Source organism: Mesorhizobium sp. M0074 (assembly GCF_040322975.1).
Taxonomy (GTDB): Bacteria; Pseudomonadota; Alphaproteobacteria; order Rhizobiales; family Rhizobiaceae; genus Mesorhizobium.
Map to the genome: position 1 here is coordinate 246,678 of NZ_JAMYUM010000008.1, position 13,743 is coordinate 260,420.

17 protein-coding genes and 1 pseudogene are annotated in these 13,743 nt (G+C 62.2%); 11 read left to right on the forward strand and 7 right to left on the reverse strand.

All coding sequences use genetic code 11. The features are described from left to right. Window positions 1–85: 85 nt before the first annotated feature. Together NKJ73_RS13965 and tdh are read left to right on the forward strand one after the other, a co-directional pair. Window positions 86–1,273: a glycine C-acetyltransferase gene (locus NKJ73_RS13965; RefSeq protein WP_352569808.1), complete on the forward strand. Its 1,188-nt coding sequence runs from the start codon at window positions 86–88 to the stop codon at window positions 1,271–1,273. Between the two features lie 78 nt (window positions 1,274–1,351). Beyond that, the gene (tdh, locus tag NKJ73_RS13970; protein ID WP_352457125.1) at window positions 1,352–2,386 is read left to right on the forward strand and encodes an L-threonine 3-dehydrogenase; all 1,035 of its coding nucleotides are present in this window, start codon (window positions 1,352–1,354) and stop codon (window positions 2,384–2,386) included. Window positions 2,387–2,594: 208 nt separating this feature from the next. Here tdh and NKJ73_RS13975 read toward each other — a convergent pair whose 3' ends face one another. After that, window positions 2,595–3,032 carry a MarR family winged helix-turn-helix transcriptional regulator gene (locus NKJ73_RS13975; protein ID WP_352457154.1) on the reverse strand — a complete coding sequence of 146 codons (438 nt, stop codon included), beginning with the start codon at window positions 3,030–3,032 and terminating at the stop codon, window positions 2,595–2,597. A gap of 154 nt (window positions 3,033–3,186) precedes the next feature. Here NKJ73_RS13975 and hmgA point away from each other — a divergent pair, with 154 nt between their 5' ends. From hmgA to NKJ73_RS14010, 7 genes and pseudogenes are all read left to right on the forward strand, one after another. After that, a complete protein-coding gene (gene hmgA / locus NKJ73_RS13980) occupies window positions 3,187–4,500 on the forward strand; it encodes a homogentisate 1,2-dioxygenase (RefSeq protein WP_352473635.1) in 1,314 nt (437 codons plus the stop codon). Window positions 4,501–4,510: 10 nt separating this feature from the next. Next, window positions 4,511–4,993, forward strand: a pseudogene (locus NKJ73_RS13985) (MBL fold metallo-hydrolase); the annotation flags it as partial. A 19-nt stretch (window positions 4,994–5,012) separates the two neighbouring features. After that, entirely contained in the window at window positions 5,013–6,026 is a 1,014-nt protein-coding gene (locus tag NKJ73_RS13990) for a fumarylacetoacetate hydrolase family protein (RefSeq protein ID WP_352569809.1), read from the forward strand. 4 nt (window positions 6,027–6,030) lie between these two features. Continuing rightward, window positions 6,031–6,324 carry a hypothetical protein gene (locus NKJ73_RS13995; protein WP_352569810.1) on the forward strand — a complete coding sequence of 98 codons (294 nt, stop codon included), beginning with the start codon at window positions 6,031–6,033 and terminating at the stop codon, window positions 6,322–6,324. A 4-nt stretch (window positions 6,325–6,328) separates the two neighbouring features. After that, window positions 6,329–6,877: a DinB family protein gene (locus NKJ73_RS14000; protein ID WP_352569811.1), complete on the forward strand. Its 549-nt coding sequence runs from the start codon at window positions 6,329–6,331 to the stop codon at window positions 6,875–6,877. A gap of 50 nt (window positions 6,878–6,927) precedes the next feature. Next, window positions 6,928–7,185 carry a BrnT family toxin gene (locus NKJ73_RS14005; RefSeq protein ID WP_352569812.1) on the forward strand — a complete coding sequence of 86 codons (258 nt, stop codon included), beginning with the start codon at window positions 6,928–6,930 and terminating at the stop codon, window positions 7,183–7,185. Next, window positions 7,172–7,483: a BrnA antitoxin family protein gene (locus NKJ73_RS14010; protein WP_352457131.1), complete on the forward strand. Its 312-nt coding sequence runs from the start codon at window positions 7,172–7,174 to the stop codon at window positions 7,481–7,483. The genes NKJ73_RS14005 and NKJ73_RS14010 overlap by 14 nt, the downstream gene beginning before the upstream one ends. Window positions 7,484–7,502: 19 nt before the next feature. On the opposite strand, the gene NKJ73_RS14015 is transcribed toward NKJ73_RS14010, so the two are convergent. Together NKJ73_RS14015 and hppD are read right to left on the reverse strand one after the other, a co-directional pair. Then, entirely contained in the window at window positions 7,503–7,727 is a 225-nt protein-coding gene (locus tag NKJ73_RS14015) for a type II toxin-antitoxin system Phd/YefM family antitoxin (protein ID WP_352457132.1), read from the reverse strand. A gap of 49 nt (window positions 7,728–7,776) precedes the next feature. Then, complete coding sequence (gene hppD / locus NKJ73_RS14020; protein WP_352569813.1) at window positions 7,777–8,889, reverse strand: 4-hydroxyphenylpyruvate dioxygenase; 1,113 nt, start codon at window positions 8,887–8,889, stop codon at window positions 7,777–7,779. 139 nt (window positions 8,890–9,028) lie between these two features. Between hppD and NKJ73_RS14025 the strand changes: the two genes are divergently transcribed. Continuing rightward, a complete protein-coding gene (locus NKJ73_RS14025; RefSeq protein ID WP_023674409.1) occupies window positions 9,029–9,496 on the forward strand; it encodes an Lrp/AsnC family transcriptional regulator in 468 nt (155 codons plus the stop codon). Window positions 9,497–9,758: 262 nt separating this feature from the next. Here NKJ73_RS14025 and NKJ73_RS14030 read toward each other — a convergent pair whose 3' ends face one another. From NKJ73_RS14030 to aztA, 4 genes are all read right to left on the reverse strand, one after another. Further along, a complete protein-coding gene (locus NKJ73_RS14030) occupies window positions 9,759–10,097 on the reverse strand; it encodes a protein tyrosine phosphatase family protein (protein ID WP_352457135.1) in 339 nt (112 codons plus the stop codon). A 184-nt stretch (window positions 10,098–10,281) separates the two neighbouring features. Next, a complete protein-coding gene (aztC, locus tag NKJ73_RS14035; protein ID WP_352501460.1) occupies window positions 10,282–11,223 on the reverse strand; it encodes a zinc ABC transporter substrate-binding protein AztC in 942 nt (313 codons plus the stop codon). Window positions 11,224–11,247: 24 nt separating this feature from the next. After that, window positions 11,248–12,123: a zinc ABC transporter permease AztB gene (gene aztB / locus NKJ73_RS14040; protein WP_352569815.1), complete on the reverse strand. Its 876-nt coding sequence runs from the start codon at window positions 12,121–12,123 to the stop codon at window positions 11,248–11,250. Further along, window positions 12,123–12,941: a zinc ABC transporter ATP-binding protein AztA gene (gene aztA, locus NKJ73_RS14045; RefSeq protein ID WP_352569816.1), complete on the reverse strand. Its 819-nt coding sequence runs from the start codon at window positions 12,939–12,941 to the stop codon at window positions 12,123–12,125. The genes aztB and aztA overlap by 1 nt, the downstream gene beginning before the upstream one ends. 212 nt (window positions 12,942–13,153) lie before the next feature. Between aztA and NKJ73_RS14050 the strand changes: the two genes are divergently transcribed. After that, complete coding sequence (locus NKJ73_RS14050; RefSeq protein ID WP_023674415.1) at window positions 13,154–13,498, forward strand: RidA family protein; 345 nt, start codon at window positions 13,154–13,156, stop codon at window positions 13,496–13,498. Window positions 13,499–13,743 lie beyond the last annotated feature (245 nt).

Consider the following 13,743-nt stretch of genomic DNA (forward strand, 5'->3'; position numbering starts at 1 on the left):
TGCCGCCACCGAAGCGGTCGCTTTTGCGATGGATTTTTCGTCCGCGCGGCGCGACAGTCCTCGTCGATCTCAACAGGGCCTGATCATGACCGAAGCGTTCCTTTCCCACATCGACAGCGAGCTTGAAGGACTGAAATCGGCCGGCCTTTACAAATCTGAGCGGGTGATAACCTCGACCCAATCGGCCGAAATCGAGGTCGGTGGCGAGAAGGTGCTGAATTTCTGCGCCAATAATTATCTCGGTCTCGCCGACAGCGCCGAACTGGGGGAAGCGGCCAAGCAGGCGCTTGACCGTTACGGCTATGGCATGGCGTCGGTGCGCTTCATCTGCGGCACGCAGGAAGAACACAAGCAGCTCGAGGCGACGATTTCTGGCTTCCTCGGCATGGAGGATACGATCCTCTACGGCTCCTGCTTCGACGCCAATGGCGGCCTGTTCGAGACGCTGCTCGGCGAGGAGGATGCGGTCATCTCCGATGCGCTGAACCACGCTTCGATCATCGACGGCGTGCGGTTGTCGAAGGCAAAGCGCTTCCGCTACGCCAACAACGACATGGCCGATCTGGAGGCGCGGTTGAAAGAGGCGAGCGACTGCCGGTTCCGGCTGATCGCCACCGATGGCGTGTTCTCGATGGATGGCATCATCGCCAATCTGAAGGGCGTCTGCGACCTCGCCGACAAATACGATGCGATGGTGATGGTCGACGACAGCCATGCAGTTGGTTTCGTCGGCAGGAATGGCCGCGGCTCGGCCGAACATTGCGGCGTCGAGGGCAGGGTGGACATCATCACCGGCACGCTTGGCAAGGCGTTGGGCGGCGCGTCGGGCGGCTACACTTCGGGCAGGAAGCAGGTAGTCGACTGGCTGCGCCAGCGCTCGCGCCCCTATCTGTTCTCCAACACGCTGATGCCGGCGATCGCCGGCGCCTCGATTCGGGTGTTCGAACTGGTCCGCAATGGCGATGCGTTGCGTCAGCGCCTATATGCCAACGCAGCGCGGTTTCGCTCCGAGATGGGCAGGCTCGGCTTTACACTGGCCGGCGCCGATCATCCGATCATCCCGGTGATGCTGGGCGACGCGACGCTGGCGCAGGAGATGGCGGCGCGGATGCTGAAGCGCGGCATCTACGTCATCGGCTTCTCCTTCCCGGTGGTGCCGAAGGGCCAGGCGCGCATTCGCACGCAGATGTCGGCCGCCCATTCCGGCGCCGACATCGACCGCGCGGTTGAGGCGTTCGCCGCAGTCGGTCGCGAACTCGGCGTGATTTCCTGAGCGGCCGGATCAAGAGATTCAAGCGACTGAGATTCAAGCGACTGAGGTTCAGGCGACTAAGGTTCAGGGGACAAGAGAATGTCAAACATGATGAAGGCGCTGGTCAAGGCCAAGGCCGAGCCGGGCATCTGGATGGAAGAAGTGCCGGTGCCGGAAATCGGTCCGAACGACGTGCTGATCAAGATCAGGAAGACGGCGATCTGCGGCACCGACGTGCACATCTACAATTGGGACCAGTGGGCGCAAAAGACCGTGCCGGTGCCGATGGTGACCGGCCACGAATTCGTCGGAACCATCGCCGATTTCGGCACGGCGGTGACCGAGTACAAACTCGGCCAGCGCGTTTCCGGAGAAGGCCATATCGTCTGCGGCCATTGCCGCAACTGCCGGGCGGGCAGGGGGCATCTGTGCCGCAACACGCTTGGTGTCGGCGTCAACCGGCCGGGCGCCTTTGGCGAATACCTTGCGATTCCACAGCACAACGTCGTGCCGATCCCCGACGACGTGCCGGACGAGATCGCGGCAATCTTCGATCCCTTAGGCAATGCCGTTCACACGGCATTGTCCTTTGACTTGGTTGGCGAGGACGTGCTGGTCACCGGCGCCGGGCCGATCGGCATCATGGGCGCACTGGTGGCGCAGTGCGTGGGCGCGCGAAAAGTGGTCATCACCGACATCAACCCGGTGCGCCTGGCACTGGCGAAAAAGCTCGGCGTCCAGCATGTCGTCGATGCGTCGAAGGAAAAGCTGCGCGACGTGATGCCGGCGCTCGGCATGACCGAGGGTTTTGACGTCGGCCTCGAAATGTCGGGTGCCGCGCCTGCCTTCCGCGACATGATCGACACTATGAACAATGGCGGCAAGATCGCCATTCTCGGCATTGCGCCGACCGGCTTCGAGATCGACTGGAACAAGGTCATCTTCAAGATGCTGCACCTGAAGGGCATCTACGGCCGCGAAATGTTCGAGACCTGGTACAAGATGATCGCGCTGGTGCAGGGTCCTCTCGATGTCAGTGGCCTGATCACCCACCGCATCGGTATCGACGACTACATCTCCGGCTTCGAAGCGATGAAGAGCGGCAATTCCGGCAAGGTGGTGATGGATTGGTAGGCGATTAGAAACGCCGGCGGGACAGCACCCCCCTCTGGCCTGCCGGCCATCTCCCCCTCAAGGGGGGAGATTGGCAGCTTCGCCGACATCGCTCTTCTTTGGAGATTGGCGAAAGCCGAAGCGACGTCCAATCTCCCCCCTTGAGGGGGAGATGGCCGGCAGGCCAGAGGGGGGTGCTGTCCCGCCTGCATCAAAAGTTGCTGAGGACCTAATCCCCGTACAAAGCCGTCTCAAGCGCGGCCACCCCTTCCGCGACTGCTGTACGTTCATCTGCGCTCAATCTCTCCAGCAGCTCCCGCTCGAACTCCTTCGCCAGCGGCACCATTTCGCGATAGGCGGCAAGCCCCGCTTTGGTCAGCGTCAGATGCTCGACGCGACGGTCTTTCTCGTCTGGCGTGCGGGTCAGCCAGCGCCGCCGCTCAAGCTCGGCCACCGCTCGCGACACCTTGGTCTTGTGCATGGCCGATTGCTCGCCGAGCGCCGTCGCCGTCATCGTGCCGTGCTGTCCAAGCCCGGCCAGTGTGCGCCATTCGGGCCGGGTCAGTCCGTGACGGTCCTTGTATATCCTTGAGAATTCGCGGCTGACGGCATCGGCAAGCCGATAGAGCCGGTAAGGCAGGAAGGATTCCAGCTCGAGGATTTCCATGGTTGGCCCTGACTGGGCATGCTGGCGGCTCATGCCGAAATCACCGTTGATGGTTACATTTTCAATGGTTACAAATGAAACCGGTATGGTCAACTCGGAGCATCTTTGCGGATGCGCAAACGATGCTCCGAGACCATGAATTCGGGAGGATTCCATGGCCTATTCCTACATGCCGGGTTTCGGCAACGACTTCGAGACCGAGACTCTGCCGGGCTCGCTGCCGCAAGGGCGAAACTCGCCACAGCGGCCGGCTTACGGCCTCTATGCCGAGCAGCTTTCGGGCTCTCCATTCACCGCGCCGCGCGGCACCAATGAGCGCTCCTGGCTTTATCGGATAAGGCCGAGCGTCAGGCACACCGGCCGCTTCAAAGCGGCGAATTATCCGCTTTGGAAAAGCGCGCCGAACGTCGGCGACCATCAGCTCGCACTCGGCCAGTATCGCTGGAGCCCCGTGCCGATGCCGAAGGAACCAACCGATTTCATCGCCGGCATGCGCTCGATCACCACCGCCGGCGACGTGCTCGGCCAGACCGGCATGGCGGCACATGTCTATGTCGCCAACCGTTCGATGGCCGACGATCATTTCTTCAACGCCGACGGCGAGTTGCTGGTCGTGCCCCAGGTTGGAGCCTTGCGCTTCGTCACCGAGATGGGCGTCATCGAACTCAGGCCGGGCGAGATCGCCGTGCTGCCGCGCGGTCTGGTGTTCAAGGTCGAACTGGTCGATCCGCAAGTGCGCGGCTATGTCTGCGAGAATTACGGCGCCAAGCTGACGCTGCCGGATCGCGGCCCGATCGGCGCCAACTGCCTGGCCAATCCGCGCGATTTCAAGACGCCCTGCGCCTGGTTCGAGGATAAGGACACGCCCTGTCGGCTGATCGCGAAATGGTGTGGCCAGTTCCATGTCACCGAGATCGATCATTCGCCGCTGGATGTGGTGGCGTGGCACGGCAATTATTCGCCCTACAAATATGATCTTGCGACCTTTTCGCCGGTCGGTGCGATCCTGTTCGACCACCCCGATCCGTCGATCTTCACCGTGCTGACCGCGCCGAGCGGCGAGGAAGGCACCGCCAATATCGATTTCGTCATCTTCCCGCCGCGCTGGCTTGTGGCGGAAAACACTTTCCGGCCGCCCTGGTATCACCGCAACATCATGAGCGAGTTCATGGGCCTCATACATGGTCAGTACGATGCCAAGGAAGAGGGCTTCGTGCCCGGTGGCATCAGCCTGCACAACATGATGCTGGCTCACGGACCCGATGCGTCTGGCTTCGAAAAAGCCTCGCGCGCGGAGCTGAAACCGGTCAAGCTCGACAACACCATGGCCTTCATGTTCGAGACACGCTTTCCGCAGATGGTGACCCGCTATGGCGCCGAGCTCGAAACCCGGCAAGACAATTACATCGACTGCTGGGCCGGCCTGAAGAAGCGCTTCAACGGCACGCCAGAGGGCGACTGGTCTTGAGCGCCTTCGCATGACGGATCGTCTGGTGCTTCTGGGTTCGAAGGGTGGGCCGGCGCTGCGGCCGGGCGGCCCGTGGCCGAGTTCGTCACTGCTGGAGATTGGCGGCCGCACCCTCGTCGTCGATTGCGGGCTCGGCGTGACGCGCGGGCTGACCGATGCCCGTGTCAGCCTGAAGGCGCTCGACCTGATCTTCATCACGCATTTGCATTCCGACCATGTGCTGGAACTTGGACCGTTGATCCACACCGCATGGACGGCCGGCCTGGCAACAAAGGTCGCCGTGTTCGGCCCGCCCGGCACCGGCTACTATTGGCAGCGCTTTTGCCAGGCGATGGAGTTCGACATCGAGATCCGCATCGCCGATGAAGGGCGGCCGGATCTCCGCGACCTGGTTTCGATCGTCGAGTTTGGTGAAGGCCAGGTGGCGGAAGAGCGCGGTCTCAAAATATCGGCGCTGCGTGTCGAGCACCCGCCGGTGACGGACTGCTTTGCGCGCCAGGAGAGGAAACCGCATGAAGCTTGCCACATTGAAGGACGGGACGCGCGACGGAAAGCTCGTCGTCGTCTCGCGCGACCTGACGCGGTTTACCGATGCTTCGTTCCTGGTGCCGACCCTGCAGGCCGCGCTCGACGACTGGCATCGGATCGCGCCGCATCTCGCTGCGATGGCCGAATCACTTGAGAATAATGCGGTGCCGTCTGCCCGCTTTCACGAGCATGACGCCCATTCGCCGCTGCCGCGCGCCTATCAATGGGCCGACGGCTCGGCCTATGTGAACCACGTCGAGCTGGTGCGGAAGGCGCGCGGCGCCGAGATGCCGGCAAGCTTCTGGACCGATCCGCTGATCTACCAGGGCGGCTCGGACGCTTTCCTCGCACCGCGCGACCCAATCCGCATGACCGACGAGACCCTTGGCATCGACATGGAAGGAGAGGTCGCCGTCATCGTCCACGACGTGCCGATGGGTGCAGGCCTCGACCAGGCGCGGGCGGCGATCCGGCTGGTCATGCTGGTCAACGATGTAACGCTGCGCGGCCTGACCGGACCCGAGCTCGCCAAGGGGTTCGGCTTCTACCAGTCGAAACCGTCATCGGCCTTTTCGCCGGTTGCGGTGACGCCGGACGAGCTGGGCGATGCCTGGGACGGCGGCAAGGTCAGCCTGCCGCTGCTGGTCGATCTCAACGGCAAACCGTTCGGCCGGGCGAACGCCGGCATCGACATGACCTTCGATTTTCCGGCGCTGATTGTCCATGCCGCAAAAACGCGGCCGCTGGCCGCCGGCACCATTATCGGTTCGGGCACCGTCTCCAACAAGCTCGACGGCGGGCCGGGCAAGCCTGTCTCGGCGGGCGGCGCCGGCTATTCCTGCATCGCCGAGCTGCGTATGATCGAGACCATCGAAACCGGCGAACCGAAAACGCCGTTCCTGCGCTTTGGCGATAGCGTGCGTATCGAGATGAAGGACCGGGGTGGGCATTCGATCTTCGGCGCCATCGAGCAGAAGGTCGAGAAGTACGAGGGGTAAGAGAATGACAGGCGAGACGTTCTATCTGCTGTGCGGTGCCTGGGCTCTTGCCATGCTGGCGATCTTCATCCAGGCAATCAGGCTGAGCTACCGCATCGAGGCGCGCTCGCCCGGCCTGACCAACCGCAGCGGCTTTCCGCGCAAGGCGATGATGTTTCACACCGTCACCAACACGAATGTCGCGCTGGACGAGGAAACGCAAGGCATGCGGCGGCGCATGATCGGGCTGCTGCTGATTGTTTTGGCTGGGTTTGCGCTTCTATGGGCGGGTGTGTCGCTATTCCGGGTCGCGTCGTGAAGTCATGGACCTGCTGAACCATTTCCACCGCATGGCAGCCAACAATCTGTGGTCGAACGACCGGCTCTACGGCGCCGTACTGCAGCTTGAGCCCGGCGAATTCGAAGCCGAACGGACGAGCTTCTTTCCGTCGATCAAGGCAACGCTCAATCACATCCTGGCGGTCGATCACCTCTATCTCGATTTTCTCGAAGAGGGCGGCGTCGGCGCCGCGGTCTACGATGAGTTCTTGCTCTTCGACGAAGCGGACGCGCTCTTTGGCAAGCGGACGGAGGCCGACCGGCGGCTGATCGCCTTTTGCGACCGCCTGTCGGCGGACGATCTCGGGCGCCGCGTCCTCACCGACCGGCGCGAGGACGGTATGATACCGGAACGGACCGGCGATCTGCTCGCCCATCTCTTCATCCACGACATCCATCATCGCGGCCAGGTGCACGCGATGCTGTCCGGCACCTCGGTGAAACCGCCGCAACTCGACGAGTTTTTCCTCGATTATGATCTGAAACTCAGGAAAGCCGAGGTCGAGAGGTTGGTGCTCGAAGGTCGCAATTAGTTGTAGTTACGAAAATTATTGACTTAATTATTGTAGGTACATAAATTCTGATGAAGATCGTTTGGGACGAACCGAAACGGTTGGCCAACATTGACAAGCACGGCTTGGATTTTGCGGCGCTTGATGACGAGTTTTTTCTTGCCTCGACAATCCGCACTGCCAAGGCCGGTCGTCTCATGGCAATTGGCCGGATCATCGAGGGCATCGTTGCGGTGGTGTTTGCCCGGCTCGGTTCCGAGGGCATCTCGAAAATTTCGATGCGCCCGGCAAGTCCCGCGGAAAGGAAATTGTTCAATGGCAAAGCGTAAGGTGCGCACCGAGTTCGAAGCTGGTCGCGGCTACAGCAAAGAAGACTGGGAAGCCGTTTCGGAGAATCCGGAATGGACAGAGGAGGATTTTCGAAACGCTCGTCCTTTCGCCGAAGCGTTCCCTGAGCTTGCCGAAAGCATTCGCCGTTCGCGCGGCCGGCCGGCTCTCGATAATCCGAAGAAGCAGGTAACACTCCGTCTCGACAGTGACGTAGTCGCCCGCTTTCGTGCCGGCGGCCCCGGCTGGCAGAGCCGCATCAACGAGATTCTGCGCAAAGCCGCTGGCCTCGCCAAATAGACGTTTGCCTGTGACAACGTCATTTGACATACCCGTCCCATTCGGGACCGAGTTCGTCAAAATCGTCGGCAATCCTGATTTTGCCCTTCATGGCGCCGACACGAGGCAGGGACTCGGGCACGGCTAGCGGCACGAGGCGCGCCGCAACCTTGCCGCGACGGGTAATCACAATCTCTTCGCCAGCTTCCGCGCGGCTGACGAGTTCCGACAGTCTTGCCTTGGCCTCTGCGATAGCAATGTTCATGGCCAAAGTCTGAGCTACTACTGACCGAATCGCAAGAAGTCCGGTTAGCCTACTCCGCCGCCTGCACCTTCAGCACGCCGCGCTTGATCTGGTCCTGCTCGATCGATTCGAACAAAGCGCGGAAATTGCCCTCGCCAAAACCTTCGTCGCCCTTCCTCTGGATGAACTCGAAGAAGATCGGGCCGATCACGGTTTTCGAAAAGATCTGCAGCAGGATCTTGGTCGTGCCGCCGTCGACCACGCCTTCGCCGTCGATCAGGATACCGTGCTTCTTCATGCGCTCGATCGGCTCTTCGTGGCCGTTCACGCGGGCATAAGACATGTCGTAATAGGTCTCGGGCGGACCCGGCATGAACTTCAGGCCGTTGGCGGCCAGCCTGTCGGTGGCGCCGTAGATGTCGTCGGTGCCGACGGCGATGTGCTGGATGCCCTCGCCATTATACTTCTTCAGATATTCGGCGATCTGGCTGGTCTCGTCCTTGGACTCGTTCAGCGGAATGCGGATCTTGCCGCAGGGCGAGGTGATGGCGCGGCTGACCAGGCCGGTGATCTTGCCGTCGATGTCGAAGAAATGGATCTGCTTGAAGCCGAACAGGTCTCGGTAGAAATCCCACCATTTGTCCATCTGGCCGCGATAGACATTGTGGGTCAGGTGGTCGAGATAATAGAAGCCGACGCCTTCCGGCCTGGGGTCGCGCTCGCCCAGCCAGTCGAACTCGGCGTCGTAAGCCGAGCCCTTCTCGCCGTAAGTTTCGATGAAATAGAGCAGCGATCCGCCGATACCGACGATCGCCGGCACATCGAGCGTCTTGTCGTTGCCTTCATAGGGCGTCGCGCCCTTGGCCACCGCGTGATCGAAGGCATGCCTTGCATCGACCACCCGCCACGCCATCGAGGCGGCGCAAGGGCCGTGCTTGTCGACGAATTTCATGGCATGCGAGCCGGGTTCGGCATTGACAACATAGTTGATGTCGCCCTGCCGCCAGACGGTGATGTCCTTGCTGCGGTGCTTGGCCACCGGCACATAGCCCATGCGGGTGAAAAGCTCGGCGAGCTTTTCCGGCTCGGCATGCGCGAATTCGACGAACTCGAAGCCGTCGGTACCGGCGGGATTGGTTTTGCTGATCTTGGCGGGCGGTGCGTCGTGCGGGAAGGGACCCATGGCATTGCTCCGAAATCTGGAACTGGCCGCGTCGGCCATCTGAACGCAATTATAGCGCGGAGCGAGTGCAAATTGCTTGCATTCAAACGCTTGAAATGGTCTGATCATGCGCGAGTTGTGCACTGCGGACCCGAAATTCATGGATGAGGCGCGCATCGACCAGTTTGACCGCAAGATAATGGCTCTGTTGCAGGGCGATGCACGGCTGACCAACAACGATCTGTCGGAACGGGTGAACCTGTCCGCGTCGCAGTGCTCGCGCCGTCGCCAGCGGCTGGAGGAGGACGGCTATATCAAGGGTTACCGGGCGGTGCTCGACCGCGACAAGCTCGGTTTTTCCCTGGTCAACGTCATCTCGGTGACGCTCGCCACCCACAACCGCGACAATGCGCGGCGTTTCGGCGAATTGGTGGCGCGGCTACCGCAAGTGCAGGAAGCGCACGCGCTGACCGGCGAGATGGACTATATATTGAAAGTGGTGACGCCCGACCTGAAGTCGCTGTCGGAATTCGTCAACGGCGTGTTGCTGCCGCACGAATCGGTGCAGCATGTGAAGACGGCGATCGTGCTGGAGACGCTAAAGGAAACCGGCGCGCTGCCGATTTAGCCCAGACGGCTTTTCGTTAGATATGGCGGAGGGACAGCACCCTGGACAGCACCCCCCTCTGGCCTGCCGGCCATCTCCCCCTCAAGTGGGGAGATTGGCAGCTCTGACCTCGCTGCCCACTCCGCAACGCTGAAAATTGGCGAAAGCCAACGCGACATCCAATCTCCCCACTTGAGGGGGAGATGTCCGGCAGGACAGAGGGGGGTGTGAAGGATCGCCACAGTGCGGAACTTGACTTCCTCCGCTCGGAATGTGAGGCCTCTCACCCCTTCGACTGCTGGATCAGCCCATAAAGATTAGTGCAGCGCGCGCCGGAACGGCAATAGGCGAAGACCGGGCCATCAAGCTCATCCAGTGCCTCGGCCTGGTCCTCGACATTCTCGGCCGTGATCTGGCCGCTGATGACCGGGATGTAGCGAAAGGCGAGCCCGGCGCCCTCGACCGCCGCTTTGACGGTGTCGGCCGATGGCTGGCCGGGCTGCTCGTCGTCCGGCCGGTTGCAGATCACGCTTTTGAAGCCGGCGGCCTTGATGGTGGCGACATCCTCGGGCTGGATCTGGCCGGAGACCGAATAGTCCTCGCTGATCTGACGGTATTCCATGGCGGTGTCCTCGCAATCTGGTTAGCGGCAGTCTTGCCACTCCCTGACCCGGTCGGCAATCCGCGCGAAAAGAAATCCATCGCGCAGATAGAGATTTCGATGCCGGAAATCCAGCCGGGCTAACGCGGTACGTCGCCAGGACGCATCATGCGCCAGCCCGGCTGGATGAACCGGATCGGTCGGCTCAGCTGCCGAGGATCGCGCCTTTGATCTGGGCGATGTTGTTGTGCATCAGGTCGATATAGGTCGCGGCCGGGCCGTCGGGCTGCGACAGCGCATCGGAATAGAGTGTGCCGCCCACCTTGATGCCGGTCTCGCTGGCGATCTGCTCGATCAGCCGCGGGTTGGTGATGTTCTCGACGAAGATCGCCGCCGCCTTGTCCTGTTTCACCTGGCTGACCAGCTTGGCGACGTCGGCAGCGGAGGGCTCCGACTCGGTCGACACGCCTTCCGGGGCCAGGAACGTCAAGCCGTAGGCCTGCTCGAAATAGCCGAAGGCGTCATGCGAGGTGATGACGACGCGCTTCTCCTGCGGGATCGACTGGATCGCCGCCTGCACTTCGCCCTCAAGCGCCTCGAGCTTTTGCGTATAGGCGGCTGCATTGGCCTTGTAGCTGTCGCAACCCGCAGCGTCGGCCGTGCAAAAGGCGTCGGCGATGTTCTTCACATAGATCTTGGCATTGGCGATCGACTGGAAGGCATGCGGATCGGTGACCGTCTTGCCGCCATCGGTTTCTGCGCCTTCGGCGGCATCGGCCTCGGCGAATTCGGGTTTGAAATTGATCGGCGTGACCCCCTTGGTCAGCACGGCAATCGAAGCTTTGGTGGCGCTGGCGTCGACCAGGCGCTGCAGAAAACCTTCGAAATGCAGGCCGTTGACCAGCACGATGTCGGCCTTGGCCATCGCCACAGCATCGGCGGGGCTCGGCTCGTAGACGTGGGCGTCGCCGTCCGGCCCGACGATGGTGGTCAGATCGATGCGGTCGCCGCCGACATTCTTGGCGAAATCGGCGATGATCGTGAAGCTGGCGACCACCTTCAAAGGCTCAGCAAAGGCCGAAGATGCGCCAAAGGCGGTTAATGTTATAACGCTCACGGCCAAAGCGGCGCGGATCGATTTCAGCATGGACTAGGTTCTCCTTTGTTGGGATCAGGCAGTTCTGTGGCGGTGATGGACGATGCGGGCGCGCAGGATGCCGCGCGTGCCGAACAGGATCGAGGCGAAATAGACGACGCCGGCGGACAGGATGATGGCCGGGCCGGAGGGCAATGACGCATGGTAGGACAACAGCAGCCCGGCAATGCAGGAGGCAAAGCCGATTACTGTGGCCAGCACGCACATCGGCTCGACGCGCGAGGTCCAGAAGCGGGCCGCCGCTGCCGGCAGCATCATCAGCCCGACCGACAGCAAGGTGCCGAGCGCCTGGAAGCCGCCGACGAGGTTGAGCACGACGAGGCCGAGAAAGATGAAATGCACCGGGCTGCCCATCCGGCTGACCGAGCGCAGGAACAAAGGGTCGAGGCATTCGGCGACCAGCGCCCGCCAGAAGATGGCGAGGCTGACCAGCGTCACCACGACGATGCCGCCGATCAGCGTCAGCGCCTCGTTGTTGAGCGCCAGCACGGTGCCGAAGAGCACATGCATGAGATCGACGCTGGAACCGCGGATCGACACCATGAGCACGCCGATGGCCAGCGAAATCAGATAGAAGGCCGCCATCGAGGCGTCCTCGCGCTGAATGGTGAAGCGCGAGACGGCGCCGGCGCTGAGCGCCACGATGATGCCGGCGATCAGTCCGCCGATCGTCATCGGCAGGATCTCCAGGCCATAGAACAGGAAGCCGGCGGCAGCACCGGGCAGGATGGCATGCGCCATGGCGTCGCCGGACAGGCTCATGCGCCGCAGCATCAGGAACACGCCGACCGGGCAGGCGCCGAGCGACAGCATCATCGAACCGGCGAGCGCCCGCTGCATGAAGGCGTAGTCGGCGAAAGGAGCGACGAAAAGACCGTAAAGCACCTCCATTATACCGCCCTCGGCCCGGAGCCGTGATGATGGTCATGGTCATGGTCATGGCCGTGTTCGTGGCCACTGTGCTCGTGATCATGCTCGCCGGGCTCACACCATGGCGCGTTGTCCTCCCAGGCTTCGTGGAAGCGGCGCGCACGCAACAGATTCTCCGGCCGCAGCGTCTCTTTGGTCTCGCCCCAGGCGATCGGCTGGCGCGCCAGGAGCAGTGTTTCGGGGAAATTCTGCCGCACCAGATCGAGATCGTGGACCACAACCATGATCGTGCGTTCCTCGCCGTGCCAGCGCTTGATCAGCGCGATCAGGTCACCGACTGTCTTGGCATCGACGGCGTTGAACGGCTCGTCGAGCAGGATGAGCTCGGCATCCTGCAACAGCACGCGGGCAAACAGCGTGCGCTGCAGCTGGCCGCCCGACAACGTGTCGATCGGGCGCTTCTCGAAGCCGCCGAGGCCGACGGCCATCAGCGCCTCGCTGACCGAGTCGCGATCTTCCCTTGTATAACGGCCGAGCATGCCACGCCGCGGCCACAGGCCAAGTGAAACCAGGTCGACGACACGGGCCGGAAAGGAGCGGTCGAGCTCCGATTGCTGCGGCAGATAGGCGGCGCGTATGCCGGGCGCCCGGATCACCGCGCCGGCCATCGGCTTCAGAACGCCGACGATGCCCTTCATCAGCGTTGATTTGCCGGAGCCGTTGGCGCCGACGACCGCCGTCAGCGATCCCTTGCGGATCGTACCATTGAGGTGGTGGACCGCAGGATGACTATTGTAGCCCAGCGTCAGGTCGCGGAAGGTCAGGCAGGTTTGGCTCATGTGACGATCCATGGGGGCGATGATCGGCGCTGCAGGGGCGGATTCGATATGTGATGTTATTACATTAGTCAACAAGCCAATCGGGCGGAATTGCGGCCGGGCCGTCTTGTTGTGTGCTTTGGCTTGGCTCAAGAAGTTCCGCTCGAGCGGCCTTGCCCCCGGCGAACCCCGCCCCTAAACAGGCGCACCGACAAGAGGAGAAGGAATATCCAATGAGCATTCGTCGTATCGATGTAGGCCCGCGCATGAGCCAGATCGTCATCCACGGCAACACCGTCTATCTGGCCGGTCAGGTCGGCAAGCCGGGCGGAAACGTCGGTGCCCAGACCAGGGACATTCTGGCGGCGATCGATGAATTGCTGGCCAAGGCCGGCACCGACAAAACCAAGATCCTGCAGGCGATCATCTGGCTGGCCGACATGAGCACCTTTGCCGAGATGAACGCGGAGTGGGACAAATGGGTACCGCAAGGCAACACGCCGGCCCGCGCCACCGGCGAAGCCAAGCTTGCCGGACCGGAATATCTGGTCGAGATTATTGTTACCGCGGCGATTTGAGGCCTTTACCCTCCCCCTCGAGGGGAGGGTCGCGGAGCAAATGCCGCAAGGCGGCATTTTGTGACGCGGGGTGGGGTCGGTGCAGCCTCGCGGGGGCGCCCCCCCCCGCGCCAAGAAGCCGCGGGGGGCGGAGGGCGCGCCGCCCCCCCCCCCCGCGGGGGGGGGTGGGGGGGGGAATATTGCGGGCCGGATATAAGGGCGGCGACGAAGCAGTCGGTGCGTCTGTTTTTGTTGTAGGAGAGCCA

What these genes read in the sequence shown, in the direction of transcription:
- NKJ73_RS14050 (WP_023674415.1), top strand. Translation starts at nt 13,154, where the DNA reads ATGAGCATTCGTCGTATCGATGTAGGCCCGCGCATGAGCCAGATCGTC.
- aztB (WP_352569815.1), bottom strand. Translation starts at nt 12,123, where the DNA reads ATGGAGGTGCTTTACGGTCTTTTCGTCGCTCCTTTCGCCGACTACGCC.
- NKJ73_RS14030 (WP_352457135.1), bottom strand. Translation starts at nt 10,097, where the DNA reads ATGGAATACCGTCAGATCAGCGAGGACTATTCGGTCTCCGGCCAGATC.
- tdh (WP_352457125.1), top strand. Translation starts at nt 1,352, where the DNA reads ATGTCAAACATGATGAAGGCGCTGGTCAAGGCCAAGGCCGAGCCGGGC.
- NKJ73_RS14005 (WP_352569812.1), top strand. Translation starts at nt 6,928, where the DNA reads ATGAAGATCGTTTGGGACGAACCGAAACGGTTGGCCAACATTGACAAG.
- hmgA (WP_352473635.1), top strand. Translation starts at nt 3,187, where the DNA reads ATGGCCTATTCCTACATGCCGGGTTTCGGCAACGACTTCGAGACCGAG.
- NKJ73_RS13995 (WP_352569810.1), top strand. Translation starts at nt 6,031, where the DNA reads ATGACAGGCGAGACGTTCTATCTGCTGTGCGGTGCCTGGGCTCTTGCC.
- NKJ73_RS14000 (WP_352569811.1), top strand. Translation starts at nt 6,329, where the DNA reads ATGGACCTGCTGAACCATTTCCACCGCATGGCAGCCAACAATCTGTGG.
- hppD (WP_352569813.1), bottom strand. Translation starts at nt 8,889, where the DNA reads ATGGGTCCCTTCCCGCACGACGCACCGCCCGCCAAGATCAGCAAAACC.
- aztA (WP_352569816.1), bottom strand. Translation starts at nt 12,941, where the DNA reads ATGAGCCAAACCTGCCTGACCTTCCGCGACCTGACGCTGGGCTACAAT.
- aztC (WP_352501460.1), bottom strand. Translation starts at nt 11,223, where the DNA reads ATGCTGAAATCGATCCGCGCCGCTTTGGCCGTGAGCGTTATAACATTA.
- NKJ73_RS13990 (WP_352569809.1), top strand. Translation starts at nt 5,013, where the DNA reads ATGAAGCTTGCCACATTGAAGGACGGGACGCGCGACGGAAAGCTCGTC.
- NKJ73_RS13965 (WP_352569808.1), top strand. Translation starts at nt 86, where the DNA reads ATGACCGAAGCGTTCCTTTCCCACATCGACAGCGAGCTTGAAGGACTG.
- NKJ73_RS14025 (WP_023674409.1), top strand. Translation starts at nt 9,029, where the DNA reads ATGGATGAGGCGCGCATCGACCAGTTTGACCGCAAGATAATGGCTCTG.
- NKJ73_RS14015 (WP_352457132.1), bottom strand. Translation starts at nt 7,727, where the DNA reads ATGAACATTGCTATCGCAGAGGCCAAGGCAAGACTGTCGGAACTCGTC.
- NKJ73_RS14010 (WP_352457131.1), top strand. Translation starts at nt 7,172, where the DNA reads ATGGCAAAGCGTAAGGTGCGCACCGAGTTCGAAGCTGGTCGCGGCTAC.
- NKJ73_RS13975 (WP_352457154.1), bottom strand. Translation starts at nt 3,032, where the DNA reads ATGGAAATCCTCGAGCTGGAATCCTTCCTGCCTTACCGGCTCTATCGG.